Source organism: Nocardia spumae (genome assembly GCF_020733635.1).
GTDB lineage: Bacteria > Actinomycetota > Actinomycetes > Mycobacteriales > Mycobacteriaceae > Nocardia > Nocardia spumae.
In genome coordinates this window covers 1,628,369-1,653,492 of the sequence record NZ_JAJFZL010000001.1, presented here as the reverse complement: position 1 = coordinate 1,653,492, position 25,124 = coordinate 1,628,369, and the positions used below count along the sequence as shown (strand labels likewise).

Annotated in this window: 25 protein-coding genes; 10 read left to right on the top strand and 15 right to left on the bottom strand. The window is 68.2% G+C overall.

Annotation, left to right across the window (positions count from 1 at the left end; all coding sequences use genetic code 11):
* Positions 1-23 precede the first annotated feature (23 nt).
* Entirely contained in the window at positions 24-1,979 is a 1,956-nt protein-coding gene (locus LKD76_RS06930; RefSeq protein WP_227980156.1) for a GMC family oxidoreductase N-terminal domain-containing protein, read from the top strand.
* A gap of 5 nt (positions 1,980-1,984) precedes the next feature.
* Here the strand turns inward: LKD76_RS06930 and LKD76_RS06925 are convergent, their stop codons facing one another.
* The 8 genes from LKD76_RS06925 to typA form a co-directional block, all read right to left on the bottom strand.
* Positions 1,985-2,368, bottom strand: coding sequence for a DUF742 domain-containing protein (locus LKD76_RS06925; protein WP_227980155.1), 384 nt, complete (start codon positions 2,366-2,368; stop codon positions 1,985-1,987).
* A gap of 9 nt (positions 2,369-2,377) precedes the next feature.
* On the bottom strand, positions 2,378-2,767 hold the full coding sequence (locus tag LKD76_RS06920) for a roadblock/LC7 domain-containing protein (protein WP_227980154.1): 390 nt from the start codon (positions 2,765-2,767) through the stop codon (positions 2,378-2,380).
* Complete coding sequence (locus tag LKD76_RS06915; RefSeq protein ID WP_227980152.1) at positions 2,745-5,279, bottom strand: sensor histidine kinase; 2,535 nt, start codon at positions 5,277-5,279, stop codon at positions 2,745-2,747. The genes LKD76_RS06920 and LKD76_RS06915 overlap by 23 nt, the downstream gene beginning before the upstream one ends.
* A gap of 261 nt (positions 5,280-5,540) precedes the next feature.
* Positions 5,541-5,975: a hypothetical protein gene (locus LKD76_RS06910; RefSeq protein WP_227980150.1), complete on the bottom strand. Its 435-nt coding sequence runs from the start codon at positions 5,973-5,975 to the stop codon at positions 5,541-5,543.
* Positions 5,972-6,130 carry a hypothetical protein gene (locus LKD76_RS06905; RefSeq protein ID WP_227980149.1) on the bottom strand — a complete coding sequence of 53 codons (159 nt, stop codon included), beginning with the start codon at positions 6,128-6,130 and terminating at the stop codon, positions 5,972-5,974. Before LKD76_RS06905 ends, LKD76_RS06910 begins: the two co-directional genes overlap by 4 nt.
* Before the next feature lie 59 nt (positions 6,131-6,189).
* Positions 6,190-7,089 (bottom strand): N-acetyl-1-D-myo-inositol-2-amino-2-deoxy-alpha-D-glucopyranoside deacetylase, encoded by a 900-nt coding sequence (gene mshB, locus LKD76_RS06900; protein ID WP_227980147.1) that lies wholly within the window; start codon positions 7,087-7,089, stop codon positions 6,190-6,192.
* Positions 7,086-8,804: an ABC transporter family substrate-binding protein gene (locus LKD76_RS06895; protein ID WP_227985125.1), complete on the bottom strand. Its 1,719-nt coding sequence runs from the start codon at positions 8,802-8,804 to the stop codon at positions 7,086-7,088. The genes mshB and LKD76_RS06895 overlap by 4 nt, the downstream gene beginning before the upstream one ends.
* Positions 8,805-8,965: 161 nt before the next feature.
* On the bottom strand, positions 8,966-10,867 hold the full coding sequence (gene typA / locus LKD76_RS06890) for a translational GTPase TypA (RefSeq protein WP_227980145.1): 1,902 nt from the start codon (positions 10,865-10,867) through the stop codon (positions 8,966-8,968).
* 193 nt (positions 10,868-11,060) lie between these two features.
* Here typA and LKD76_RS06885 point away from each other — a divergent pair, with 193 nt between their 5' ends.
* Together LKD76_RS06885 and LKD76_RS06880 are read left to right on the top strand one after the other, a co-directional pair.
* Positions 11,061-11,237, top strand: coding sequence for a hypothetical protein (locus LKD76_RS06885; RefSeq protein ID WP_227980143.1), 177 nt, complete (start codon positions 11,061-11,063; stop codon positions 11,235-11,237).
* An 80-nt stretch (positions 11,238-11,317) separates the two neighbouring features.
* Complete coding sequence (locus LKD76_RS06880) at positions 11,318-11,611, top strand: 4a-hydroxytetrahydrobiopterin dehydratase (RefSeq protein WP_227980141.1); 294 nt, start codon at positions 11,318-11,320, stop codon at positions 11,609-11,611.
* Between the two features lie 3 nt (positions 11,612-11,614).
* Here LKD76_RS06880 and LKD76_RS06875 read toward each other — a convergent pair whose 3' ends face one another.
* Positions 11,615-12,895, bottom strand: a complete 1,281-nt coding sequence (locus LKD76_RS06875; RefSeq protein WP_227980140.1) for a mannosyltransferase — start codon at positions 12,893-12,895, stop codon at positions 11,615-11,617.
* A 495-nt stretch (positions 12,896-13,390) separates the two neighbouring features.
* Here LKD76_RS06875 and LKD76_RS06870 point away from each other — a divergent pair, with 495 nt between their 5' ends.
* Positions 13,391-14,236: an Rv1157c family protein gene (locus LKD76_RS06870; protein WP_227985124.1), complete on the top strand. Its 846-nt coding sequence runs from the start codon at positions 13,391-13,393 to the stop codon at positions 14,234-14,236.
* Between the two features lie 215 nt (positions 14,237-14,451).
* Entirely contained in the window at positions 14,452-14,766 is a 315-nt protein-coding gene (locus LKD76_RS06865; RefSeq protein ID WP_227985123.1) for a hypothetical protein, read from the top strand.
* Positions 14,767-14,802: 36 nt separating this feature from the next.
* Here the strand turns inward: LKD76_RS06865 and LKD76_RS06860 are convergent, their stop codons facing one another.
* The 3 genes from LKD76_RS06860 to LKD76_RS06850 form a co-directional block, all read right to left on the bottom strand.
* Positions 14,803-15,537 (bottom strand): DUF1906 domain-containing protein, encoded by a 735-nt coding sequence (locus tag LKD76_RS06860; protein WP_227980138.1) that lies wholly within the window; start codon positions 15,535-15,537, stop codon positions 14,803-14,805.
* A 210-nt stretch (positions 15,538-15,747) separates the two neighbouring features.
* A complete protein-coding gene (locus LKD76_RS06855) occupies positions 15,748-16,878 on the bottom strand; it encodes a hypothetical protein (protein ID WP_227980137.1) in 1,131 nt (376 codons plus the stop codon).
* A 184-nt stretch (positions 16,879-17,062) separates the two neighbouring features.
* Positions 17,063-17,671, bottom strand: a complete 609-nt coding sequence (locus LKD76_RS06850) for a CHAP domain-containing protein (RefSeq protein ID WP_227980136.1) — start codon at positions 17,669-17,671, stop codon at positions 17,063-17,065.
* Positions 17,672-17,853: 182 nt separating this feature from the next.
* Here LKD76_RS06850 and LKD76_RS06845 point away from each other — a divergent pair, with 182 nt between their 5' ends.
* The 4 genes from LKD76_RS06845 to LKD76_RS06830 are packed head-to-tail and all read left to right on the top strand — an operon-like array spanning position 17,854 to position 21,413.
* Positions 17,854-18,504 carry an ABC transporter permease gene (locus LKD76_RS06845; protein ID WP_227985122.1) on the top strand — a complete coding sequence of 217 codons (651 nt, stop codon included), beginning with the start codon at positions 17,854-17,856 and terminating at the stop codon, positions 18,502-18,504.
* Positions 18,497-19,684 carry an ABC transporter ATP-binding protein gene (locus tag LKD76_RS06840; RefSeq protein ID WP_227980134.1) on the top strand — a complete coding sequence of 396 codons (1,188 nt, stop codon included), beginning with the start codon at positions 18,497-18,499 and terminating at the stop codon, positions 19,682-19,684. Before LKD76_RS06845 ends, LKD76_RS06840 begins: the two co-directional genes overlap by 8 nt.
* Entirely contained in the window at positions 19,681-20,436 is a 756-nt protein-coding gene (locus tag LKD76_RS06835; RefSeq protein WP_227980133.1) for an ABC transporter permease, read from the top strand. Before LKD76_RS06840 ends, LKD76_RS06835 begins: the two co-directional genes overlap by 4 nt.
* Positions 20,433-21,413, top strand: coding sequence for a glycine betaine ABC transporter substrate-binding protein (locus LKD76_RS06830; protein ID WP_227980131.1), 981 nt, complete (start codon positions 20,433-20,435; stop codon positions 21,411-21,413). The genes LKD76_RS06835 and LKD76_RS06830 overlap by 4 nt, the downstream gene beginning before the upstream one ends.
* 4 nt (positions 21,414-21,417) lie before the next feature.
* Here LKD76_RS06830 and LKD76_RS06825 read toward each other — a convergent pair whose 3' ends face one another.
* Together LKD76_RS06825 and LKD76_RS06820 are read right to left on the bottom strand one after the other, a co-directional pair.
* On the bottom strand, positions 21,418-21,978 hold the full coding sequence (locus tag LKD76_RS06825) for a hypothetical protein (protein WP_227980130.1): 561 nt from the start codon (positions 21,976-21,978) through the stop codon (positions 21,418-21,420).
* A 178-nt stretch (positions 21,979-22,156) separates the two neighbouring features.
* Complete coding sequence (locus LKD76_RS06820; protein ID WP_227980128.1) at positions 22,157-22,822, bottom strand: GNAT family N-acetyltransferase; 666 nt, start codon at positions 22,820-22,822, stop codon at positions 22,157-22,159.
* 331 nt (positions 22,823-23,153) lie between these two features.
* On the opposite strand from LKD76_RS06820, the gene LKD76_RS06815 reads away from it, so the two are divergent.
* Positions 23,154-23,699, top strand: a complete 546-nt coding sequence (locus LKD76_RS06815; RefSeq protein WP_227980126.1) for an HAD domain-containing protein — start codon at positions 23,154-23,156, stop codon at positions 23,697-23,699.
* Positions 23,700-23,739: 40 nt separating this feature from the next.
* Here LKD76_RS06815 and hpnE read toward each other — a convergent pair whose 3' ends face one another.
* The gene (hpnE, locus tag LKD76_RS06810) at positions 23,740-25,110 is read right to left on the bottom strand and encodes a hydroxysqualene dehydroxylase HpnE (protein WP_227980125.1); all 1,371 of its coding nucleotides are present in this window, start codon (positions 25,108-25,110) and stop codon (positions 23,740-23,742) included.
* Positions 25,111-25,124 lie beyond the last annotated feature (14 nt).

The window sequence follows — 25,124 nt, the reverse complement described above, 5'->3', positions numbered from 1 at the left end:
CCTCGGCGAAAGGGTGAAGTCGAATGGAACCGACAGCACGGCAGCGCGCGGCTCTGGGCATGATCTGCGATACGTTCACACCGGGCGACGGCGCCGAGCTGCCCTCGGCCACCGAACTCGGCTCCGTGGATACGGTTTTCGAGATCCTGCGCCGCAATCCCCGTGCCTCCGAACGCAAACAGCTCACCACCCTGCTCGACCTGTGGGATTCGCGATGGATCGGCCTGCTGCTCGGCAACGGCCCACGGCACTTCTCGGCGCTGACTCCCGAGCAGCGCGAGCGGGCCCTGCTCCGGCTCGGCAACTCCCGAATCGCGGTGAAACGCACCCTGTTCCAGGCTCTCAAGCAGGCCGCACTGCTGTCCTACAACGTCACCCCGGGTCCCGGCGGCAGTAATCCGATGTGGCGAGCGATCGATTATCCGGGGCCGCCCGGCACCCTGCCCGCGGCGGCCGCGCCCGCGCTGTCGGTGCTGCGCCCGACCGAACCGACCACGCTGAGCTGCGATGTCGTGGTCGTCGGCTCCGGCGCCGGGGGCGGCACCGCGGCCGCGGTCCTGGCCGCGGCGGGCCTCGACGTTCTCGTCCTCGAACGCGGAAGCTATTACGACGACCGCGATTTCGGCAACGGCGAGCTCGACGCTCTGCTCCGGCTCTACGCGCCCGGGCCACCCGCGACCGAGGAAGGCCAGATCACCCTCGTCGCGGGGAGCTGCCTGGGCGGCGGCACCGTGGTCAACTGGAGCACCTCGCTGCCCACCCCCGAGGACGTGCGCGGCGAATGGGCCGGACTCGGTGTGCCGCAGTTCGCCACCGGCGAATACGGCGCCGCCCTGGACGCGGTCTGCGCCCGGCTCGGGGTCAACGATCGCCACTCCCCGCTGTCGGCGCGCGACGACGTCCTCGAACGCGGCGCCACCGCACTGGGCTGGCATATCGACACCCTGCCCCGCAATGTGGGTGACGCGTGCGATGCCGGTGTCGAATGTGGTCGCTGTCCCTACGGCTGCCGGGTCGGCGCCAAACAGTCGGTGACCAAGACCTGGCTCGCCGATGCGGCCGCGCACGGCGCCCGCTTCGTCGTGGACGCGAATGTCCGGCGCATCATCGTGAACAACGGTCGTGCCGAGGGAGTTTCGGCGGTCGACTCACAGGGCCTGCCCATCGAGGTCCGCGCCCGCGCCGTCGTGGTCGCCGCCGGCGCGATCCAGACCCCGGCGCTGCTGCGGCGATCGGGGTTGGGCAACAAGAACATCGGGCGCTATCTGCGCCTGCATCCGGCCGCGGCCGTCTTCGGTGTGTTCGACGATCCGATCCGGCCGTGGGAAGGCGGTATGCAGGCCCGGATCAGCCGGCACCACCGCGACCTCGACGGCGACGGCTACGGGGTCATCTACGAGACCGGGCCGATTCATCCGGGTATGGGTGTCGGCTTCATGAACTGGCGCGGGGCCGCCGCCTACCGCCGCAACCTGCTCGACCTGGGCAGATCGGTGGCACTCGGGGTGATCACCCGCGATCGCGACCACGGCAGTGTCCGGGTGGATCGCCAGGGCGAGCCGGTGGTGTCGTATCGTCTGTCCGATCGCGACCGCGACCATCTGCACACTGGAATCGCCGGCGCCGCACAGATTCTCGAGGCCGCAGGCGCCCGCCGCATCTACTCCGGCCAGCAGGCCGGACCGGCGTACGAACCCGGTGGCTCCGGATCGCATGCCGAGTTCGTCGCCGCCTGTGCCGCCGCGGGATACGGCCCCGGCCAGTGCGCGATGGGTGCGTTGCACATCATGGGCTCGGCGCGGATGGGCGGATCGGCCGAGTTCTCCGCCACCGATCCCGACGGCGCCACCTGGGATGTGAACAACATCGTCGTCGCCGACGGCTCCTGTTTCCCGACCGCCTCCGGGGTCAATCCGATGGTGTCGATCGAGGCGATCGCCTACATGAACGCGAAACGCCTCGCGGCCCGGCTGAACTGACCGGATCAGAGGCCGCGAATCCCGTCCAGCAGCGCCTTGAGCACACCGACATCACCGGCGTCCTCATGGCGCGGCTGGCGGTATTCCAGGCGCCCGTCGTCGATCAGGTCGCCGACGAGCACCTTCGTCACCGTCAGCGGAAGTCCCAGCCGCGCGGCGACTTCCGCGACCGACTGCGGAGTGCGGCACAACTCCACGATCGAGGCATATTCCGGTTCGTGACGTCGCAGCGCCGTGCCGCGGCCGATATCGATGACCAGGGTGAGCATGTCCAGCTCGGGCCGGTCACTCCGGCCGCGTCCACGGGTGAGTGCGTACAGCCGCACCACCGGTCCGGCGTCGTCATCGAACCAGGCGTCCTCATCGTGCGGGCGATATCCGCTGGGCATGGACGGACCTCAGCGACGGTCGACGGCCAGATGGGCGCCCACTCGTTGCACGGTCTGGTTCATCGCGTACGCGACCATGCCCAGGTCCGCGTTCTCCGCGGCCAGCAGACCCAGGCACGCGTTGTCACCGGCGGAGGTGATGAACAGCACCGCGCGGTCGAGTTCCACCATCGTCTGGCAGACACCACCGGCGTCGAAGTGGTGCCCGGCACTGCGCGCCAGGCTGTGCAGGGCCGAGGCCATGGCGCAGAACCGTTCGGCGTCGGAGGTTTCCAGTTCCGAGGAATTGCCGAGCAGCAGTCCGTCGGTGGACAGCAGTACCGCGTAGCGGACTCCGGTGAGGCCCTTGACCAGGTCGTCGAGCAGCCACCCGACATCATTTCGGTTGGAAGTAGCCATCATCGCCTTCGTTGGTATCGGATTGTGGTGCCGGCGAACCGGATTCGCCGGACGGTCGGCGGCCCTGCCGGGTCCCCCGCTCGACGGCGCTGATCAGGTTGCGTGCTTGATCGGCGCTACGTTGCCGAACGGAGTTGGTGCCCGGGGCAGGACCGTCGTTCGCGGCCGTCGACCGGACGCGGCGCGGCAGCGGCGGACGTCCGCCGCCTGCGCGTGGCGTCTGAGTCGCGGCGGTGACCGGGGCGCCGAAGACACCGGCCGCGGGCGCGGGGTCGGATCGCTGCTCCGACGCCGGGGTGAACCAGGCCGAGCGGTGCGCGGACGAATCGGGATCCGCCGGGATCGGTGCCGGAACATCCGGTGTGGCAACGGTATCGGCGTTGCGCCGGGGCAGGGCGGGGGGCTCGGGCGTGACGGCGCCCCGGAGATCGGCGACGGATTCCGCACGCCCCTGACGCGCGGCGACCGGGGTCGGCGCGAAGGCGGCGAATTCACCGGTGGCCGGACCGGAGTCGTCGAACTCCGCGACGACCGGATCGGCGGTCTCGAGCACCGGGGTGCCGATCAGCACCACCGCCCGCACGCCGCCGTAGGGCGACTCCCGCAGTTTCACCGAAATTCCGTGGCGGTTGGCGAGTTTCGCGACCACGAACAAGCCCAGACGAGTATCGCTGGACAACGTCGCCACGCTGAACTCCGGTGGGTGCGCGAGCATATCGTTGCGGCGATCGAGGTCGTCGGCGGCCATGCCCAGGCCCTGATCGACGACCTCGATGGCCACGCCGCGGCCGACCACCGCCGCGGAAACCTCCACCCGCGCCTGCGGCGGTGAGTACGAGGTGGCGTTGTCCATCAGTTCGGCCAGCAGGTGGATCAGGTCGGCGACCGCGGTGCCGTTGACCCGCACCCGCGGAATGCGGCCGATCCGGATCCTGGTGTAATCCAGGCTTTCCGCGACCGCGCCCCGCACCACCTCGACCAGCGGCACCGGCTGCCGCCAGCGCCGGCCCGGCTGCTTACCACCGAGGATGATCAGATTCTCGGCGTTGCGCCGTGCGCGGGTCGCCAGGTGGTCGAGCTGGAAGAGCAGTTCGAGCTGATCGGGATCTTCCTCGCGGCGCTCGGCCTGATCCAGTAGCGCCAACTGCCGGTGCACCAGCGCCTGGCTGCGATGCGCGATATCCAGGAACACGGTATTGATCCCGGCGCGGGTGTTCGACTCCGCGACCGCGGCCGATACCGCCGCCACCTGCGCCCGGTTGAAGGCCTGTGCGACCTGGCCCAGTTCGTCGGAGCCGAAGTCCAGCCGCGATACCTCGGTGGGGGTGTCCACGGCCTCACCGGCGGATACCCGGCGCATGATGTCGGGCAGCCGCTCATCGGCCAATTCCAAAGTGTCCCGGTGCAATCGGCGCATCCGGCCGATGAAGCGGTTGGCGAGCAGCAGGGCCGCGACGAAGGCCACGATCGACACCAGCAGTACCGCACCACCGCCGAACAGCGATCCGATGGCGGTGCGGTCGCCCATGGATCGTGCCTCGGCGTGCGCGTCGCGGCTCTTGTCCTCCCACACGCGCAGCAGTCCCGAGTTCACCTGGCTCCCGCTGTCCTGCCATGCCTGCGACGTCAACGGCAAAGGCGGCTGGGTATCGGTGCCCGCGCCGCGGGACGCGCTCGTCCGCGCGGAACGGCCGGAGTCGTCATCGGTCGCCGATTCCGGCCCGCGCGCGGCGAGCGCATCGGCCATCTGGTTGACCTGCGCCCACGCCGGACTGTTCACGATCGCCTGCAGCTGATCGCCGCGCACGCCCCGCAGCACCGATTGCGCATAACGGATGTGACCGCGATACTCGCCCAGCAGGTCGGTGAACTGCACTCGCTGCGCGGGCGTGGCATGTCCTGTGAGCAGCGATAATTCACCGATGGTCAAGGCTCGAGACAGAGCCTCCTCACCGCGCAGCGCCTCCACCGCGTAACCCAGCTGGACCGCGATACCCGCATCCGGCGCCACCCGGGCGGCCAGCATCGAGGCATCGATGATCGCCGCGGCGAAGGTGGAGAACAGGCCGAAGACCTGCTCCGGCGGCGCCTGGCCCGAATCGACGCCCTGCCGGACCTTCGGCAACTGCGCCAGCAACTGCCCATAGGCCGCGATATCGGCTCCGGAGTTGTTCGGATTCATCTTCTGCGCCTGGTCACCCTTGGCGGTGAGCGCGGCCAGCGCGGCGTCCGAACGCTCCCGCGCCTCCGGCAGTTGTCCCGCGGCGGCCGGATCTCCCGCGATCTGCAGCATCGACAGCCGGCGTTCCTCGCCGAAGGTCTGCATGATCGCGGCCGCCGGAGTGGTCGTGCTACCGGCCAATTCGGCCCAGTTCCGGGCATCGCGACCGGACCGCACCAGATACGACGACGCGCCCACACCGATGGCGAGCAGAGTGATACTCGAGATCAGCACGATCCCGAGCAGCCGTACGCGCACACTGACCCGTCCGCGCAGACCGCGGCTGAACAAGCCGAAAATGTGCGAATCAGGTTTTCTCACAGGCAGACCAGGAAGCTTCGACCACTCAACCACGGGTGATCTTCCTGTTATCGGGTATCAACGCACCCGAGCCAACCGGCCAGCTGAGCAACCGGCCCCCACTTCCTCACCGCACCGCCCGAAAGCGGCAGACCACAGATAACGCCTGAGAGACTAACCGACACGCCGTCACCCGACAGCGATTCGCCGATATCCGTTGCTCGGCAACGGATATCGACCAACGATCATGAGTCAGCGCGCGGGCGCCGAATCCTTCGGACGCAGGAACGACTGCCAGAACAGGTACAACCCGACCGGCACGATGCCGCAGGCCAGCAGCAACGGTGAGGTCCAGCTGTCGGTGAGCAACACATCGCCGCCGGGCCCCGTGGTCGAGCAGATCAGGAATCCGAACAGCCACGCCATCACCGGCAGCGACATCGCGGCCGGACGCGACACCACCACGCGCATACCCATGATCAGCAGCACATTCACCACCGCGGCGACCAACGCCGCGATCGGAAAAGGGGTGGCGCCGAGATAGAGCGGCAGATACAGCACCTCGAGTACTACCGAGAGCAATCCGTCGAACACCAGCACCGCCGCGAGCAGACCGCCCACCACCGACCAGGCATACCGGGGGCCGCCGGGCACCTCCGCGGGCCGGCTCGTCGTAGCGGCCGTCACGGCACCGGCGGGAAGCCGAGCAGCGTCAGCAGGTGACTCTGCATATCGACGAATCCGTAGAGCACCGACAGGTACAGATCATGCTGCGCCTGCCAGTTCGGCTTCTGGCTTTCGACGAACGCGGCGATGGCGTCCTGCACGCTCCAGTTGTACATGCGAGCAGTGTAAGCCGGTCAGCTGCCGAGACAACCGCGTACTCGATCCGGCCCGCAACTCAGTCCGAACCGGCGAACAGGTCGTCCTCGTGACCACCGGGCCCGGTCGGACCGGGCCGGCCGCGGACCAGCGTGTAGTGCTCCTCCGGCAGCACCGGTTGGGCGATATTGTTCGACAGCGCGAATTCGCGACCGGACGGAGCCACCATGACCTGGGTGGCATGGGCGCGCAGCGCGGCCCGCTTGGCCCCCAGCACACCCGACACATCGATCGTCGCGGTCACGGACTCGCTGGCCACCCCGGCCAGTTCGCCGACCGCGGGCAGGCGCCAGCCGCTGGGCAACGCACCGGGCAGTCGGTCCACCGTGCGGCGGGCCAGCGCTTCGGTATGCCGGCGCAGCACCTCGGCATCGGTCACCGTCCAGTACACCTTCGGTGTGTCCCAGCCTCTTTCGGCCGCCGCGGCCACCGCGTCCATCGTCACCCGATGCGCCCGGATGTGGTCGGGATGGCCGTATCCGCCCCGCGGGTCGTAGCCGACCACCACACGGGGACGCAGCGCCAGCAGCACCTCTGTCAGCTCGGCCACCGCCTCCGGCCCCGAATCCACGAAGGCGCGCGGATGGGTCGGCACCATCGGTTTCGGATCGGCGGTCGTCCCGGTCATCCCCGAATCGCGCCAGCGTCCCGCGCCGCCCAGAAAGTGCGGCGCCTCGACCCCGAGCGCGGTCAACGCGGCGGTGAGCTCGCCGATGCGGAATCCGCCCAGCTGATCGGCGTGCGCACTGGTCAATCCCTGCCAGCGGTCGCCGATCACCTCCCCCTCCTCGCCGAGGGTGCAGGTCACCACCGTCACCGGGATCCCGCGCCGCCGATAATGGGCGATGGTGCCGCCGGTGGTGATGGTCTCGTCGTCGGGGTGGGCGTGGACCAGCACCAGGCCGCCGGTATCGGTCACGACAGCCGCCGCCACGTCCCCGCGCCGCCGAAGATCCCCACCTGGATGGATCCGCTCAGCGACACCCCGTCCATCCGCGAGCTGGCCGCCGCCACCCCGGTGTCCTGCACGATCGGCAGCACCGTGGCCAGATCCCACAGCTTCGGTTCCGCGTCGCCGATCGCCTTGGGCACATCCACCCCGCGCAGGGCGGCATCGATCTGTGGCTGCAGCGACGGATCGCAGACGCCGGAGACATTGCCCGGCGCCTTGTGCGCGGCATCGACCTGCGAGGTGTCGCTCTGACCGGGGACCGCGACCGGCGGACAGCCGTAGCGCGAGGCGAGCATCGTCGCCGGATCCTCACCGGCGCGCTCCCAGCCGACCACCGCGTCGACGGTGCCGTCGATCAGGTCCTTACCGTAGAGCTCGTCGGCGGGCAGACTGCGCACCGAGGCGTCGATACCGGCGCTGCGCAGCTGGTCCGCGGCGGTATTGGCCACCGCCAGCGTGGTCGGATCCTTGTCCACCGCCCCGATCCGCATGGTCAGGGTGCGGCCGTTCTTGGCGACCGGACGCGGCTGCGGCGCCGGAGAAGTCGTGGGATTGCCCGAGGTCGGCGGCTCGGGCGCGCGCCCGAATCCGGCCTCGGCGAGCAGGCCGAACGCCTGATCGGGGGACATCCGCGGCGGCTCGGTCGGCGCATACCCGGGATCCGACGGCGCCAGGATCTGCGCGCGCACCGGATCGACCCACGCTCCGGTCTCCGCGCCCACCGATGCCAGCAGCGCCGGATCCAGCAGACCCAGCACCGCGTGCCGCACTCGCGGATCGGACAGATCGCCGGCGCGTCCGTTCAACGTCAGCTGCATCTCGCGCGCCTGCGGCATGATCGCGGTCCGTACCGCCGGAATCGCCGCCAACTGCGCCTGGGTCGCGACGCCACCGTGCACCAGTGCCATCTGGGCATCGCCGGCACGCAGCGATTCGGCCAGTTGCGCGGGAGTTCCCCCGCGCCGCAACAGAATCTGATCCGGCACCGCCGGGGTGCCCCAGTAGCGGTCGTTGCGTTCCAGCAGGATCTCCTCGCGGCCGGAATCGGCCTGCTTGACGCGGAACTGGCCGCCGGAGATCGGGTTCTGGTCGATCAGGCCGCGCTCCACCGCGAGCGCCTTCTGGAATCCGCCGGGCGAGTCCTTCAGCAGATGCGACGGCAGCAGATCCGAGAACAGTTGCCGCCAGGCCGGATACGGCTGGCTCATGGTCACCGTGACCGTCTTGCCGCCCTCCGAGGAGGCGACATCGGTGATCAACCGGTAGCCCGCCGGATCCACCACACCGGGCTGGGTGATCATCTGCTGCCACAGATACCGGAAGTCCTCGGCCGCGATCGGCGCACCGTCGGACCAGGACGCCTGGTTCTGGATCCTGTAGGTGATGGTGAACGGATCGGGCGCGGTCACATCCGCCGACACCATCAGCGAGGTATCCGGCACCCAGTCGGTGCCGCCCTGCACCGTCGGCGAGGGCACCGGCCGGAACGGGCTCGGAAAGACCATCGAGGCAACGGCATTGGTCGCCGGCGACTGGTTCGAGCGCAGATGTGGATTGAAGCCGATGCCGATGTCGTCCACCGCCACCACGACCGTCGACTTGGTCGGCTTGGCCGGGGTGGTCTTCGGACTGTCGGTGCTCTCGATCGGCGGCGGCGGATTCGCGGTGCAGGCGGTGAGCATGCCCACCGCCAGCACCAGCACCAGTACCGCCACACGCCGCAGGGCGCGGCTACCTACTCCCGACTTCACGATCGGAACCTTAGCGGGACGCGCGGCGGACCGGAGATGGCAGCTTGCGCAACCGCGCAGGGCCGACGCGGACACCGCCGGAAAACACAGTGTCAGGCCCCCTGGGCCGCGCGATCGCGGGCCTTGCGTCGCGACGCTTCCCGGCCCCGCTCGGTGGCGCCCAGGATGACCTTGCGCACGCGCACGATCTCCGGAGTCACTTCCACGCACTCGTCGGCGGCACAGAACTCCATGGCGCCCTCGAGATCCAGCTGCAGCGGCTTGGCCAGCGTCTCGAACACATCGGCCGTCGCGGACCGCATGTTGGTCAGCTTCTTCTCGCGGGTGACGTTGATGTCGAGATCCTCGGCACGCGGGTTGATGCCGACCACGTGACCCTCGTAGGTATCGGCGCCCGGCTCCACGAAGAACTGGCCACGGTCGGCCAACTGGATCATGGCGAACGGGGTGACCGAACCATTGCGGTCGGAGACCAGCGAACCGGTGTGGCGGGCGCGGATCTCCCCGGCCCACGGCGCGTAGCCGTCGAACACGGCGTTGGCGATACCGGTGCCCCGGGTCTCGGTGAGGAAGTCGGTGCGGAAACCGATCAGACCGCGCGAGGGGACGATGAACTCCATGCGCACCCACCCGGCGGAGTGGTTGCTCATCTGCACCATCTTGCCCTTGCGGGCGGCCAGCAGCTGGGTGACCGCGCCCAGGTACTCGTCCGGGCAGTCGATGGTCAGCTCCTCGAACGGCTCGTGCACCTTGCCGTCGACCTGCCTGGTGACCACCTGCGGCTTGCCGACGGTCAGCTCGAAGCCCTCGCGGCGCATCTGCTCGACCAGGATGGCCAGCGCCAGCTCACCACGGCCCTGGACCTCCCAGGCGTCCGGGCGGCCGATGTCGAGCACGCGCAGCGACACGTTGCCGACCAGTTCCTGATCCAGGCGCGACTTCACCATCCGAGCGGTGAGCTTGTGGCCCTGGACGCGGCCGACCAGCGGGGAGGTGTTGGTGCCGATGGTGACCGAGATGGCCGGCTCGTCGACGGTGATGCGCGGCAGCGCGACCGGGTCCTCGGTGTCGGCGAGGGTGTCGCCGATCATGATCTCCGGGATGCCCGCGACCGCGACGATGTCACCGGCCACGGCCTCCTCGCCGGGCTTGCGCTCGACGCCGATGGTCTGCAGCAGCTCGGTGATCTTGACGGTTTTGGTGCCCTCGGCGCTCATCCAGGCCACGTTCTGGCCCTTGCGCAGGGTGCCGTTGTGGATGCGGACCAGGCCGATGCGGCCGAGGAACGGCGAGGCGTCGAGGTTGGTCACATGCGCCTGCAGCGGCTTGCCGGCGTCGCCCTTGGGGGCGGGCACGTACTTCAGCAGCACCTCGAACAGCTCGTCGAGATTCTCCGCATCGGGTGCGCTGCCGTTGTCGGGGCGCTGAGTGGAGGCCTTGCCCTCGCGGCCGGAGGCGTAGAGCACCGGCAGATCCAGGGCCAGCTCGGCGGCCTCGGACGCCTCGTCGTCGAGATCGGAGGCCAGATCCAGCAGCAGATCGTGGCTCTCCTCGACGACCTCCTCGATCCGGGCGTCGGGGCGGTCGGTCTTGTTCACGACCAGGATCACCGGCAGCGAGGCGGCCAGCGCCTTGCGCAGTACGAACCGGGTCTGCGGCAGCGGGCCCTCGGAGGCGTCGACGAGCAGGACGACGCCGTCCACCATGGACAGGCCACGCTCGACCTCACCACCGAAATCGGCGTGGCCGGGGGTGTCGATGACGTTGATGACGGTGACGCTGCCGTCACCGTGGTGGCGATGCACCGCGGTGTTCTTGGCGAGAATGGTGATGCCCTTCTCGCGCTCGAGATCGCCGGAGTCCATCACCCGGTCGACCGGCTCGGCCCGCTCGGCGAACGCGCCGGACTGCCGCAACATGGCGTCGACCAGCGTCGTCTTGCCGTGGTCGACATGAGCCACAATGGCGACATTGCGGAACTCGACAGACGACACGTTGAATCCTCCTGCTGAATGAATGGACTGCGGCCGACCCGCGCCGTAGCGGGTCCGGACAAGACGGGTGGGCTGTCGCGTCGAGCAAGTCTGCGTGCAGCGATATCGCCCCACCGGGCATGCGGCCAGGTACACAGTACCGAAACCCGGTCGGCGGCCGTTGTCGGCATCGCACTTGGATAGGGTTGGGGCCATGGGCAAGGTGAAGGCCAAAGAGGTCGCACACCTCAAACCGAAGAAGAAATGCTGTCGCAAGAAGACGCGATGCCTGAAATGTCCGTTCGTTGTCGCGAAGATGAAGAAGTGCGAAGCGGCCGGGGTCAAGGGCAAGGAATTGAAGAAGGCCCTCAAACACGCACGCGCCGCCTGAGCCGCGATCGCACTCGCCCGAGATTCACCCTCGACGCCGGATATGTGCGAAATCCGTGGCAACAGGGGTAGAACCGAAGTATGGGTACCGCACTGCTCTCCGATGACGAGATCGCCGCAGGTTTGCGTGAACTGCCCGGCTGGACGCATGTCGGCGCCAGTATCTCCCGCACTGTCGAGGCGCCCACCTTCCTCGGCGGAATCGATCTGGTGCGCCGGGTCGGCGAGGCCGCCGAGCGTGTCAATCACCACCCCGATATCGATATCCGCTGGCGGCGGGTGACCTTCACGCTGTCCACCCACTCCGAGGGCGGGATCACGCACAAGGATCTGGCGCTGGCCGGCCAGATCGACCGGCTCGCCGACCAGGGCTGAGCGTCACCGGCCCGCCGCGACCGCGTCCGACGCCGCGGGCGCCGGCTCCGACCGGCCCGATTCGCGTCGCGCTCCAGCCCAGATGATCCACAGGTAGGTCGCCACCACACCGAAGACGTAGATCGCGCCGAGCCAGGCCAGCGGCCACGGCCGGGAGATCTCCCAGATCGTGGGCTGGGCGAAGGTCAGTATCCACGGAATGCCGACCAGCGTGGTCACCAGCCAGAACGCGGCCAGGACACGCGCGCCGGCCACCTCGCGCATGGGCCCGTAGACCAGCCACATCATCAGCGGCAGCAGCCACACCCAGTGATGTGACCACGAGATCGGCGACACCATCAGCCCGAACAGCTGCACCACCAGCAGCACCCCGAGCCGATCGTCGAATCCCAGCGCGCGCCAGGCGAACCAGGCCAGCACGACCGTGATCAGCACCGCGCCCAGCCACCACGGCCCGAACGGAATGCGATGCCCCGCCAGCTGCCAGGGCGCGCTCGCGTCGTGACCGAGAATGCGGCTCAACGCACCGCGCAACGACTGATTGACCACCGATCCGACCGGGCCGATCCGATTCGCGTCCCCGATCAGCGGCCCGAAATAGGTCCTCGTCTCCGAGGAGGAGATCAGATAGCTCACCGCGGTCGTCAGCGCGAAGACCACCGCCGACCACACCGCACTCGCCCAGCGCCGCTGCGCGAGGAAATAGAACCCGGTGACCCCGGGCGTGAGTTTGACCCCGGCGGCCACCCCGACCAGCAGCCCCGACAACCACCAGCGCGTCGAATACGCCGCGGCCAGTCCGGCCAGTACCAGGAACACGTTGACCTGGCCGTAGTCGAGTGTCGTGCGGGTCGGTTCGAGCCATACTCCCACCGCGGTCCAGATCATCGCGGCCGCACGCCATTTCGGCTCCGCCGCCGCGGCACCGAACAACAGCGACAGGGTGATCCGCACACAGGCGTACAGCGCCACCACGATCGAGCCGAACCACAGCAGCGTCACCAGCGCGAACGGCAGGAAATGCAGCGGGTAGAACACCACCGCCGCGAACGGCGGATAGGTGAACGGCAGCGGGAAGTCCGGAGTCTTGTCCGCGTACACGAAGTCGTAGAGATGCCCGCTACCCAGATTCGCCGCACCCTCGACATAGACGCGCAGGTCCACCACGTCCAGGCCGTGCGGGAGCACATACATCAGCACCAGTCGCGCCAGAACGGATACGGCCAGAACAGTTCCCGCCACGCGACGATCGGCCAGACGGAGGTGTCGGGTCACGGCACGCATCTTTCGGTCGGGTCCTGGGGTCGTGTCATTGTGCTCTATCTTCGGTCCCCGCTGCGCTCCGGCGGGGTTTCGGCCTCCTCGGCCTCGATTTTCCCTCCCCCGGCCCCTCCGCTTCGTCGGCCCACCGATCGAGGCGGGCCGAAACCCGCCGACGGGCACGTGCCGGAGGGTCGACCTCGAATATCGATGGCATGGAATGCCGTGCGCGGACGGAATTGCACACCTGCCGCTGTTGTAACATTTGCATCACTGATCACTTCAGTAACAGGGCAGTCGGGTTATGTTCCGATAACGCGCCGAGTCGGCTGACCGGATTCGGGGCGGACTGCAGGCAAGATCACACCACAGCTGTACAACACGGCGACAGTATCCCTAAAGTGTCGCGAAGCGATGCCCCGCATCGCCCGATGTTCTTGCATCGCATGACGAGGTACCCCGAGGTTAAGGACGGCAACACCAGTGCTTCGCACCAGAGGAACGCGGTTCGCATTGTCCGTGCTGGCCCTGACAGCCGGCGCGACACTCGCCGCGTCGACTATCGCGGTTGCCGAACCGGCACCGAAGCCCCAAGCCGCCGATGTCCCGCTGGTCCCGGAAGGCGTGGCGGTCGATGCGATCGCCTCGCTGGCCCCGGCCATCGTCGGGGCCGCGGCGCAGGCGGGCAATATCGCCTCCCCCGGCTCGCAGACCATCCTCGATCAGGCGATCCACCTGCTCGATCAGGCGAATCTGCCGCCGCAGGTCAAGCAGACGCTGCAGGCCATCGTCGCCTTCCTCGACGGAAGCGGTGGCGGCGGCCCGGACATTCCGAAGAACGGTCCGGCCATCGCGCAGTTCCTGTACCCGTCCATCGGCAAGAACTGCATCGGCCCCGGTTCCGACTCGGTCGGCACCGCACTGGCCGTCCCCGGCCCGGCCGAACTGCCCCCGCCCGGACCCGCTGCCGGTCAGACCGGTTTCGTGTTCACCGCGCTGGGCACCAAAGGCCTGACCCCGCAGCAGAACCCGCCGATGACGGTGCAGTGGTACAACCTCGACAACCACCGCGGCGGCACCGTCGCGCTGACCGACGAGGCGCATATCAACCCCGACGGCCCCGCCACCCTGTCGGCCATCGTCGACACCGGACCGGGACGGGTCGTCTCGGTGGTCGCCGGCTCGCTGACCACCCAGCCCGCCGCCGATCAGCCGCCGATCACCTGCTCGTTCCTGCCCACGCTGGGACTGTTCACGGTCGCCGCGGGCAACTCGCAGGCGGCGGCCCCGGTCGCACCGCAGGCCGCCGCGGCTCCCGCCGCGCAGTTGCTGCCGCAGCCCGCGGCCGGCCGTAGCCAGCACTGATCCCGCCGGGACAGCACGTCCCGCCACGGATTTCCGGCCCGGAGTAATCGCGAAAGCGACACTCCGGGCCGTTTGCTGTCAATGTGCCATGACCAGCACGCGACTGTGGTAGACCGCTAGGTATGGCGACTGTCGATCAGCTCGAACGGTCTACATCACCCACTCCGGACACCGGCCCCGCACCTCGCCGGCGTGGCCGAGCGGGGCACTCGGTGATGTCGCGGCGGTCCTATCGCTCGATCCTGTCCACGCGCTCACACCGTTCGATTCTGTCGATCCGCTCCGAACGCTCGATCCTGTCGATCGGCTCGGCCTACTCGGTGCTGTCCGTCGGCAGCGTCGGCTCGGTGCTGTCGGTGGGGTCGGCCGGTTCGTTCCTCAGCCTCGGCTCGGCGTTCTCCGGTTTGTCACGATGGTCACTGCTGTCCTGGATGGGTGTGCGCGACGCGCCCGAAGCGCGACCCACCCTGACGGTCGTCGCGGAGGAACCGGATCTGCTCGCCGACCCCACCTGCCATTGCCAGACGTAGGTTCACCCGCGTCGTCGGCGACCCCGGTCGGCAGACCTACCACTGTCCGTATGCGGCGGTGAGGATGTTGTTCACGTCGACCCCGACGCCGTCGACCGCACCGACGTCGATCTGGATCTGGTGCAGGTTGGCCGCCGGGTGCACGAACCCCTTCGGCGTGCCCCAATTATGTTGCCAGTACCAGGAACCCAGGCCCGCGACCTGTGCCAGTTCGATGGTGGGGGCATTGGCGTAGACGCCGACGTTCTCGTTGCCGAGGACCGATTTCCAGCCCTCCAGATACGGCGCGATCATGGCCGCGAAATCGACCGGTGTCGGATTGTCGTCGATGGAGGCGTAGATCGGGACCCCGTCGGGACCGCCCGCCTGACGATGCAGTTGCAGACCACGGTCGGCATGGCGTTTGCCGGCCTCGAGACCACCGCGCCAGTCCGCGGTGGGGCCCTTACCGAACTGGTAGCACGAGACCACGGTGAGTCCGGCCGCGTGCAGTGCGTCGGCCTCGCCTGCCAGCAGCGGCTTTCCGGCCATCCACTCCGCACCCGGACGGCGATCGGAGACATAGCGAATCGCACCCGCGTGGCCGGCCGCGCGGATCGCTTCGGCGCTGGGTACGCCGCCCGCGTAGTCGAGCAGGGTGCCGAGCTCGGCACCGGCCGCACCGGCGGTGGGCGACAGTACGCCGGGTGCGAGAGCGGCCAATCCGGCGGCCGTGGCCGCCGCGCCGGCGTATCCGAAGAGGGTGCGCCGGGTCATCGGAACGGAACGCATCGAAAACTCCTTAACGCCGCATCGTGAATTCACCTGATGCCGGTCACCCCGCGGACCGGTACAACTGCAAGCGTGTCCCGGCGCGCCTTCCCCGACGACAACATCGCTGCCATCGACGCGCCGGAAGCCTCGAACGTGGACTCATTTCACCACATGCACATGTGAACCGCTAGACGTATCGGGTCACATCAACACCACAAGTAACAGGTATCAGGATGTGGCGGAATCGATCCGGCCGGCCACATCGATGGTGCGTCCCCGGTGGTCGGCAAGTTCGGCCCGGATCACCTGCGCGACCTGGGCGGCGATCTGGCGGCGGATCTTGCCGACCGATCCCAGCACCTTGGCCCTCCAGCCCTCGGCCTGCAGCTCGACGGTGACATCGGCACTGCGCGGCGGCGTCGCATCGATCACGATGAGCAGCGGGTCGGCCGCCCGCGCCACCAGGACCAGCGCGACCTCGACCTCGGCGCGATAGCGATTGGCCTTGAGCACGTCGACGGTGATGTCGAGCCCCACCGGAATGGTGAGATCGAACGACACCGGGTCGTCGCCGGGCGGCCGCGCCAGCCGCGGCATCCGCACCGTCCCCTTGACCTCGACGGTCGCCGCGTCACCGGGTCCGGTGCGGATCGGCCCCACCTCGACCGCACGACCGGCCAGGCCTTCCACCACATCGCGGACCCGGTCCGCGGTGACGATCAGCGGGAAGAACCGCCGCCCGAACTCCGCGTACCCGATCCAGTCGAAGTCGGTGCGCAGCAGATGTTCGGAGCGGGTTCCGTTCATGATCGCCTCGACGTCGAACACCCGGCCGCGCCGCGCCGCCGGATCGGCCAGCATCTGGTTCAGCCGGCCGGCGACCTCACGGCGCACCAGGGTGGCGATCGGATCCAGCAGGACGTCGACGGCGGCGCCGACGGCCTCGGCGCGCACCGCGAAACTCACATCGCGGGCCCGGACTCGCGGGATATCGATGACGATCAGCAGCGGATCCGCGGTCCGCGCGTGCAGTGTCAGATCGATCTCGACCGTGGCCTCGACACGGAACTGCTGACCGCCCAGTGTGACCGTGAGATGCATCGACACCGGTACCCGGACCTCGAAGGTGACATGCGGTTCGCTGCGCGCGATCACCGGCTTGCCGACCTTGCCCTCGGCCACCAGCCCGGCCAGTCCCGCCGGGCCGATCGAGAACGGCCCGATACTCATCCCTCGCCCGGCCATACCCGAGACCGCGGCTGCTATCCGGTCCCGGTTGACCGCGTGGACGACGAACCGCTCGCCGAATTCGGAGTAGTCGATCCATTCGGATCCGTCGTGCGCGCCGGGCTGTGCCATGTGCTCCCACTCCTCGCCAACACCGATCACCTACACACGCGGATCCCCGTCCTGCCGCGCGGCGGCCGGCAAGGCGGGAACCGCGGGCGACAGCGCCACCGGGCGCCGCCGGGTTCATCGTAGGGTCCGGTGTTGCCGCGCCTTCCCCACCGATCGAGATCGTCCGCCGATGGACGAAAACGTTTCACATATGGCCGAAACCGACGATACCGCGAACAGTGGCCGGGTCGTATCGATGAATACGAACGCCACCCCGCTCGTTGCCGCCGATCGTGGTCAGCGCATGGTCGGCGGCCGCGAGAACGATATTGGTGTGCTGGCCGAACGGACTTCCCGCGGCATAGATCACGACATCCCCCGGCCGCGGCCGATACTCGGAGCCGACCGCCGCGAAGCGCCCGTTCGCTTCGAAATACTCCTGCAGCGTCGACACACCGGGAATTCGCCACCCGCCGGAATTGGGATTCGACAGCGGTTGTCCGGCCTCGCGCAACGTCCAGCTCACGAAATCGGCACACCATGGCTCATCCACGCCCTCTGCGTATTTGGGCCCGTTTCCGGGGTGCGCGTATTCGGTACGCAGAATCGACACGAGGCGATCGGAATTCGCATCCAGCGTCGCCGGGTCGATCGCGGGAAAACCGTCCAGCCGATCCCCCGCTATGGCGGCGGTGCGATCCCGCCACCACGGCAACCCCACCACCACACCCACTCCGAGCACGCCGATCACGACCAACGCCACCAGCACCAGCCAGCGCGTGCGGCCGAACCAGCGGACCTGCACGGTACTCATGAATCTCTCCGTCCCCGACCGAGAATCGGCCTCCTGGGTTATAGGACGCGGCATCGGGCACTCCGGTTCCGCGGCGTGCTGTTCGACTGAACATCAGCCTCGGCACGAGAGGCGTTGCCTGCGTCCGCGCGTCCGGATCGATAGACTGCTCGAACGCCGCCGAGCTCTGGGAGGACATCGCCCTGGATACTCTGTGGACCTTCCTGGTTGACCATCGCCGACAACTGCTCACCGATTCCTATCTGCATATCTCCGCCGTCGTACAGTCGGTGCTGATCGCGACCGCCGTGGCGGTGTGTGTCGGCATCGTCGTCTACCGCAGTCGGTGGGGCTCGGCGGCGGCGACCGCGGCGGCGAGCATCATCCTGACCGTCCCGTCGTTCGCGCTGCTGGGTTTGCTCATTCCCGTCCTGGGCCTGGGGGTCCGGCCGACGGTGACCGCCCTGGTCCTCTACGCCCTGCTGCCGATTCTGCGCAACACCATCATCGGTCTGGCGGCGGTGGATCCGGCGGTCTCCGATGCCGCGCGCGGGGTGGGCATGAACCGCATTCGCATCCTCGCCCGCATCGAACTGCCGCTGGCCTGGCCCTCGATTCTGGCCGGGATGCGGGTCAGCACCCAGATGAGTATGGGCATTCTGGCGATGGCCGCCTATGCGAAAGGGCCGGGCCTGGGCAATCTGATCTTCACCGGATTGGCCCGGCTGGGCAGTCCCACCGCCGTTCCGCAGGCGCTCACCGGCACGGTACTGATCATCGTGCTGGCGCTGCTGCTCGATGCCGTGCTGGTGCTCGTCGGCCGGCTCACCACCTCGAGGGGGATCCGTGACTGATACCGCGACCGCCGACCGCGTCGAGCATCCGCCCGCGGAGATCGTGCTCGACGCGGTGACCAAACACTATCCGGGACAGAGTGATCCGGCGGTGGATCGGATCTCGCTGACTATTCCGGCCGGTGAGATCGTGGTGTTCGTCGGCCCCTCGGGCTGCGGTAAGACCACCACCATGCGGATGATCAACCGGCTCATCGAACCGACGTCCGGCACCATCACCATCGCCGGGCGCGATGTCACCGCGGTGAATCCGGATCTGCTGCGCCGCAGTATCGGCTACTCGATTCAGCAGTCCGGACTGTTTCCGCACATGACGGTCGCGCGCAATATCGCCACCGTGCCCGGACTGCTCGGCTGGGATCGCAAACGGATCAGCGCGCGGGTCGACGAAATGCTGGATCTGGTCGGACTCGACCCCGCGACCTTCCGGGGCCGCTACCCTCGCCGGCTGTCCGGCGGCCAGCAGCAACGAGTCGGGGTGGCGCGCGCCCTGGCCGCCGATCCGCCGGTGCTGCTCATGGACGAACCGTTCGGCGCGGTCGATCCCATTACTCGCGGACTGCTGCAGGACGAACTGTTGCGGTTGCAGACCGAACTGCACAAGACCATCGTGTTCGTCACCCACGACTTCAACGAGGCGGTCAAACTCGGCGACCGAATCGCGGTACTGGGCAACAGATCACGCATCCTGCAGTACGACACACCGGCCGCAGTCCTCGCCGATCCGGCCGATGAGACGGTGGCCGGCTTCGTCGGCGCCGATGCCGCGCTCAAACAGCTGACACTGGTCCGGGTCGCCGACGTGGAGCTGGGGACCTGCCCGACGGTCACGGCGGACGAACCGATCGACACTGTGCGCGCCGCCCTGCGTGGAGCCCGGACGTGGGGCCTGGTCGTCGACGAGCAGCGTCGGCCGCGGCGCTGGATCTCCGAACAGCTACTCGCCCAGGCCACGTCGCTGCGCGAGGCGGGACTTCCGGTCACGGGAACGGTCACCGCGGAGTCGACGCTGCAGGCGGCGCTGGAATCGTTGCTGGCCCACCGTGCCGCCCGGGCGGTCGTCATCGGCGCCCACGGCGAGTATCTCGGACTCGTCGACGTGGACACCCTGGTCGCGCACCTGGCCCGCACCAGGTCCGAACATCGTGCGGCCCTGACGAATTCGAGCGAGCAGCCATGAGCCCGGCAGCCGGGCACGAACGCCGCGCCGACCGGATCCGCTTGTTCGTCCAGCCGGTGCTGGCCCTGGCGCTGGGCATCGGCGTGCTGGTGTGGGCGTTCGATCGCACCCTGACCGCCACGCAGCAGGCCAGCATCAACGCCACCAATATCGCCACCGTACTGCGCCAGCACATCGCGATCACCGCGACCGTCGTGGCCATCGTCATCGTGGTGTCGGTTCCGTTGGGCACCATGCTGACCCGGCCGCGCTATCGCCGGCTCGCGCCCCTGTTCGTCGGTGTCGCCAATATCGGTGCGGCGGCGCCGGCGATCGGCCTGATCGTGCTGACCTATCTGTGGACCGAGCGGACCGGCTTCTGGGTCGGTGTCGCGCCGATCGCGTTCTATGCGCTGCTTCCGGTGTTGCGCAATACGATTCTGGGGTATCAACAGGTCGACCCCGACCTCGTCGACGCCGGTCGCGGACAGGGCATGTCGGCGCTGACGGTCCTGCGCCGCATCGAGTTTCCGCTCGCGGTGCCCTATATCCTCGCCGGTCTGCGCACCTCGCTGGTGCTGGCCGTCGGCACCGCCACCCTGTCGTTCCTCGTGAGCGCCGGCGGTCTCGGCATCCTCATCGATACCGGATACAAGCTGCGCGACAACGTGACCCTGTGGGTGGGCGCGATTCTCGCGGTGGCGCTCGCTCTGCTCGTGGACTGGCTGGGCGCGCTGGCCGAGCAATTCCTCGGTCCCCGGGGGTTGCGATGACCCGGCGAGACCGTCGCGCGACCGCGGCCGCGGCACTGCTGCTGACCACCGTCCTCACCGCCTGCGGCCTCGAAGCCGGTGGCGCGGTGCCGCTTCCGGTCGGGCCGGGCAGTATCACCGTCGTTCCCGAGCTCGACGGGGTGGCGATCACCGTGGGCTCCAAGGATTTCACCGAGCAGAACATCCTCGGCTATCTGATCGAATTCGCGCTGACCGCCGCGGGGGCACAGGTGCGGGATCTGACCAACATCACCGGCTCCAACAGCCTGCGCGACGCGCAGCTGCACGGTCAGGTCGATGTCGCCTACGACTACACCGGCACCGGGTGGATCAACTATCTGGGCAACGAGACCCCGATCCCGGACTCCACCGCTCAGTTCGAGGCGGTGCGCGATACCGATCTGGCGCGGCACGGCATGGTGTGGGCGGATCCGGCGCCGATGAACAACACCTACACGATGGTGACCACCGCCGACAGCGCCGCCCGGACCGGGGCGCGCACCCTGTCCGACTACGCCCGGCTGGTCAACACCGATCCGAGCACCGGGCCGACCTGCCTGGGCACCGAATTCAGCGTGCGCCAGGACGGATTTCCCGGGCTGGTGCGGAAATACGGCATCGACCCGAACAAGGTGCACAAGCAGATCATGCAGGACTCACTGGTGTATTCGGCCACCGCGAACGGCACCTGCCAGTTCGGCGATGTCACCGCGACCGACGGCCGCACCAAGGCGCTGAACCTGGTGCAGCTCGCCGATGATCAGAACTTCTTCCCCAAATACAATGCGGCACTGGTGATGCGGAAATCCTTCGCCGACGCGCATCCTCAGGTCGCCGAGGTCCTGGCACCCATCTCCCGGCTGCTCACCAACGAGACCATCACCGAATTGAACCGCAAGGTCGACGTCGAGGGCGCGGAGCCGGCCACCGTGGCCCGTGACTGGCTGGTTCACCAGGGCTTCGTCACCGCGAAATGAGGACTCAGGCCAGCGCCGTCCGCACTGCCAGCCAGCGTCCGGCCGGATCGGCGTAGCCGTGGTACATCAGCGGAATACGTTGGTCCACGCCGAAATACCGGTACACCGCCAGCATCGCCTGGCGTACCGAATGGTCGGCGAAATCGTCGATCCGCCGCGGTCCGACGGCGCGTTCGGGCAGCAGTGACAGCCGCGCCATCTCGTCGGGATCGCAGATATCCAGGCCGAGCGGCCCGTCGTAGATGTAGTGATCGTGGAAGATATGCCGCATGCCCGGCTCATCGGGATGCCGAGAGGCGCAGGGCAGCAATCGAATACCGAGGTCGGGCAGGATGCGAGATTCGAGCGTGGCGGTCAGGCGGGTATCCGGTCGAGGCACACCGGAGACCGGTACCTGCTCGAGCAGATGCAGCATGGAGGCGCCGCGCACCCGTGGCTCGGGCGCGAGGAACAAACTCACCACGGGCGTGGGGTAGGCGGGGTCGGTGAAGCACAGCCGGGTGTGCGAGCGATCGAAGGGCTGCGGGTCGGGAGTGGATCGAGACGAGGTCACCGGGTCGGACATGCGGTCTCCTCAAGGGGAGGGCCGCCGGCCCTCCCGTGAACGCGAAAATACCAGGTCCGAAATGCGCCGAGCACCGAGTTACCCGATTCGGACCGATCTCCTCGGCGCCCGACCGTGCTGCCATGAAGTATAGAAGCCGGGCGTTGGATTCGCTATGCAGTTGCTGGAGGTGTGGAAATCATGCATTGAGCAACCGGGGCTGCTTGGCGAGTTCGGCGGCGATGCGCGCCCGCACCGTCGGCCACTCCTCGTCCAGAATCGAATAGAACGCGGTACTGCGTACGGTTCCGTCCAGACCACGCGAATGCGCCCGGCGGACGCCGTCACTGGTGGCGCCCATCCGCTCGATCGCCACGCGGGAGCGCACATTTCGCATATCGGCGCGCATCGCGATCCGGCGCACCCGCCACACCTCGAAGGCATGTCCGAGCAGCAGCATTTTCGATTCCAGATTGACTCCGGAGCCGCGTGCCCGGGCCGACAGCCAGGTATTGCCGATCTCGGCCGCATCGGGCACCGCCAGCAGCGGATCCCCGGTCGGCATACCGTGCACGACCGGCCACACCATGGGCCCCTGCCAGTAGTCGAAGCGGGTGAACCGGGTCGAGCCGAGTACGCGATCATCGGCGGTCGCGACGATGGCGAAGGCGAGCGCCGACCCGACCGCGTGGGCGGCGGCGGCATGGGCGATGTAGTCCGCGGCCTCGGCGCGCCCGTGCGGCACGGGTGTGAACGCGAACGCATCGCGATCCGCGGCGCCCGCCTCGGCGAGCCCCGGAACATGGTGCGGTGCCAAAGGTTCCAGCCGGATGAGACGGCCGGTCAGGATGACGGGTGCAGGCACGTTCCCTCGATCTTTCGGGACGGACTCCGGTCGCGGTCGGACGATCGTCACACCGGGCACTCGCTGGTGGATCGACGACCAGTCCTGGCGCGCCGGCAGCAGCATCGGACAGTGAGATGAACGATAGCCGAACGTGTGCTGTCGACAGTGCATGTGCACCGTAAATTTACCGACGTTGCTCGCGTGTCACTCGGCGCGTCGCATACCGCCGGTCACAACGGGTTTCGGCGCGTCGGCCTCGGTTATCGGGTCGATACGAAACCGTTGCCGGAGCCGCCCAAAGGTCCTTCGGCGCGGACGTAACGTGAGAGGAGCGACCGGGGAGAGGCACATGACCGAATCAGCGCGCGCGGCCATTCTGCTCGATGTGGACGGACCCCTCAACCCGTACCCGCGCCCGGCTCAGCCGCCGCCGCCCGGGTATCACCCATATATCCTGCAGCACAGCATCATTGCCGCGATCCCCCCGATCGAACAGCGGGTGCTGCTGAATGCCGCCCTCGGCCGGCGGCTCCTGGAGCTGGCGGAGTCCACCGATGCCGAACTCGTCTGGGCGACCGCGTGGGAGTATGCCGCGAATACGGTGATCGCCCCGGTCCTCGGATTGCCCCCGCTCGAGGTGATCATCTTCGAGGACACCGGAATTCGGCATCGCGACGGCCATCACGGCAAGCTGCCGACCATCGGCCGCTGGGCCCGGCAGCGGCCGTTCTGCTGGTTCGACGACGAATTCCAACCCGCCGACCAGCGCTGGGCCGACCAGCGGACCGCATCCGTGGCTCCGACGCTGCTGGTTCCCGTGGACCGCCACACGGGTTTGACCACCGAACATCTGGACCGCGCCCAGGCATTCCTGCGGCGGCTGGCCGCCGCGTGAACAGCCCCGTTCCACAGCCGACGTCCTCGGCCGACGGAGGCTAGCCGGTGGCCGCAATCGGCGGCAGTTTCAACAGCGCCGCTACGGCTCGTGACGCACTCTGCACCGCACTCTCCATCGTCGCCGACCAGTCGGTTCGGGTCCAGTCACCGGCCAGCATGAGATTCGGCACCGAGGTGCGCTGAGCCGGGCGCAGCCCCTCGGTGCCCAGCGTCTGTGAGAAGGTCGCCTTCGGCATCTTGACGACATGGCCGTGCACCACCCTGGCCTCGGCGGCGTCGGGATAGTACCGGCGCAGCAGTGTCATCTGCTCCTCGACGATCTCGTCACTGCTCTTGTGAATCTGCTCGTAGGCGCCACTGGTGGTCAGGCAGTACAGCCAGACGCCGTTCGGTTCCCGCCCGTGCATGCGCTGGCGATCGAAGACCTCGTCGATGACTCCGGTGCCGCCGATGATCGCCTCCATCGCACTGCGGGTGCCGAGCGGCCGGTCCAGGTACAGGTTGGTACTGACGATCGGGGTGGCGCCCAATTTATCCGCGGCAGCGTAGATTTCGGCGTGTTCGGGCAGATCGTCGAGCAAGCCGTGAATGCGCGAATTGGGTACGGCGCAGATCACGGCATCGGCCGGGATCGAGGTGCCGTCGGCCAGGTCGACGCCCACGACCGAGCCGTCGGTGATGCGGATCCGGTCCGCCACCGCCCGGAAGCGCACATCCACGCCGTGGCGGCGGAAGACCTCCTCGGCGCCGGTCACGTACAGCGTGTCGAGGTCGACGGTCGGATATCCGATGGTCACCGCACGCCGATCCCGCAGTCCCAGTCTGATTCCGGTCGCCAGCACATCCGCGAACACCTTCGCGCACTCACGTTGCACGGGCTCGGCGGCGATTCCGAGCGCAAGCCAATCCCAGAGTGCCTCACGGGCTTTCGCGGGCATGCCGACGCGTTCGAACCATTGCTCGGTGGTGATGTCGGCCAGATCCGCGGGCTGGAACAGGGCCTGGGTTCCCAATCGAACCGTCGCCCGCGCGGCCGCCAGCCGTTCCCGCAGACCGGCATCCGGATGTGCGCCCATCAGCGTGCCGAAGGCACGGAATCCCTTGGTGTACAACGGAACAGCGCGTCCTCCCGGCCAGCGTAGAGTGCCGCCGTCCGGGAACTGCACGTATTTCTCGGTGCCCACACTGGTGAGATAGCGGAACAGGTGCCGATATCCGCTGGCGACCACATGCTGACCGTTGTCGGGAATATCGCCGACGTCGGGGACCGTCATCGCCTGGGTGCGGCCGCCGAGCCGGGCCCGGCGTTCCAGTAACGTCACCCGCTTTCCCGCCTCGGCCAGCCAGACGGCCGAAGCCAGTCCGGCCAGACCACCACCGATCACTACGAACCGACGAGCGTCGTTCATCCGAACCTCCGTGC

Excerpts from the sequence above, each read along its gene's own strand:
- LKD76_RS06930 (WP_227980156.1), top strand. The coding sequence starts at position 24 with ATGGAACCGACAGCACGGCAGCGCGCGGCTCTGGGCATGATCTGCGAT.
- LKD76_RS06925 (WP_227980155.1), bottom strand. The coding sequence starts at position 2,368 with ATGCCCAGCGGATATCGCCCGCACGATGAGGACGCCTGGTTCGATGAC.
- LKD76_RS06920 (WP_227980154.1), bottom strand. The coding sequence starts at position 2,767 with ATGGCTACTTCCAACCGAAATGATGTCGGGTGGCTGCTCGACGACCTG.
- LKD76_RS06905 (WP_227980149.1), bottom strand. The coding sequence starts at position 6,130 with ATGTACAACTGGAGCGTGCAGGACGCCATCGCCGCGTTCGTCGAAAGC.
- LKD76_RS06895 (WP_227985125.1), bottom strand. The coding sequence starts at position 8,804 with ATGCTCACCGCCTGCACCGCGAATCCGCCGCCGCCGATCGAGAGCACC.
- LKD76_RS06885 (WP_227980143.1), top strand. The coding sequence starts at position 11,061 with ATGGGCAAGGTGAAGGCCAAAGAGGTCGCACACCTCAAACCGAAGAAG.
- LKD76_RS06880 (WP_227980141.1), top strand. The coding sequence starts at position 11,318 with ATGGGTACCGCACTGCTCTCCGATGACGAGATCGCCGCAGGTTTGCGT.
- LKD76_RS06875 (WP_227980140.1), bottom strand. The coding sequence starts at position 12,895 with ATGCGTGCCGTGACCCGACACCTCCGTCTGGCCGATCGTCGCGTGGCG.
- LKD76_RS06865 (WP_227985123.1), top strand. The coding sequence starts at position 14,452 with ATGTCGCGGCGGTCCTATCGCTCGATCCTGTCCACGCGCTCACACCGT.
- LKD76_RS06860 (WP_227980138.1), bottom strand. The coding sequence starts at position 15,537 with ATGCGTTCCGTTCCGATGACCCGGCGCACCCTCTTCGGATACGCCGGC.
- LKD76_RS06855 (WP_227980137.1), bottom strand. The coding sequence starts at position 16,878 with ATGGCACAGCCCGGCGCGCACGACGGATCCGAATGGATCGACTACTCC.
- LKD76_RS06850 (WP_227980136.1), bottom strand. The coding sequence starts at position 17,671 with ATGAGTACCGTGCAGGTCCGCTGGTTCGGCCGCACGCGCTGGCTGGTG.
- LKD76_RS06835 (WP_227980133.1), top strand. The coding sequence starts at position 19,681 with ATGAGCCCGGCAGCCGGGCACGAACGCCGCGCCGACCGGATCCGCTTG.
- LKD76_RS06830 (WP_227980131.1), top strand. The coding sequence starts at position 20,433 with ATGACCCGGCGAGACCGTCGCGCGACCGCGGCCGCGGCACTGCTGCTG.
- LKD76_RS06825 (WP_227980130.1), bottom strand. The coding sequence starts at position 21,978 with ATGTCCGACCCGGTGACCTCGTCTCGATCCACTCCCGACCCGCAGCCC.
- LKD76_RS06815 (WP_227980126.1), top strand. The coding sequence starts at position 23,154 with ATGACCGAATCAGCGCGCGCGGCCATTCTGCTCGATGTGGACGGACCC.
- hpnE (WP_227980125.1), bottom strand. The coding sequence starts at position 25,110 with ATGAACGACGCTCGTCGGTTCGTAGTGATCGGTGGTGGTCTGGCCGGA.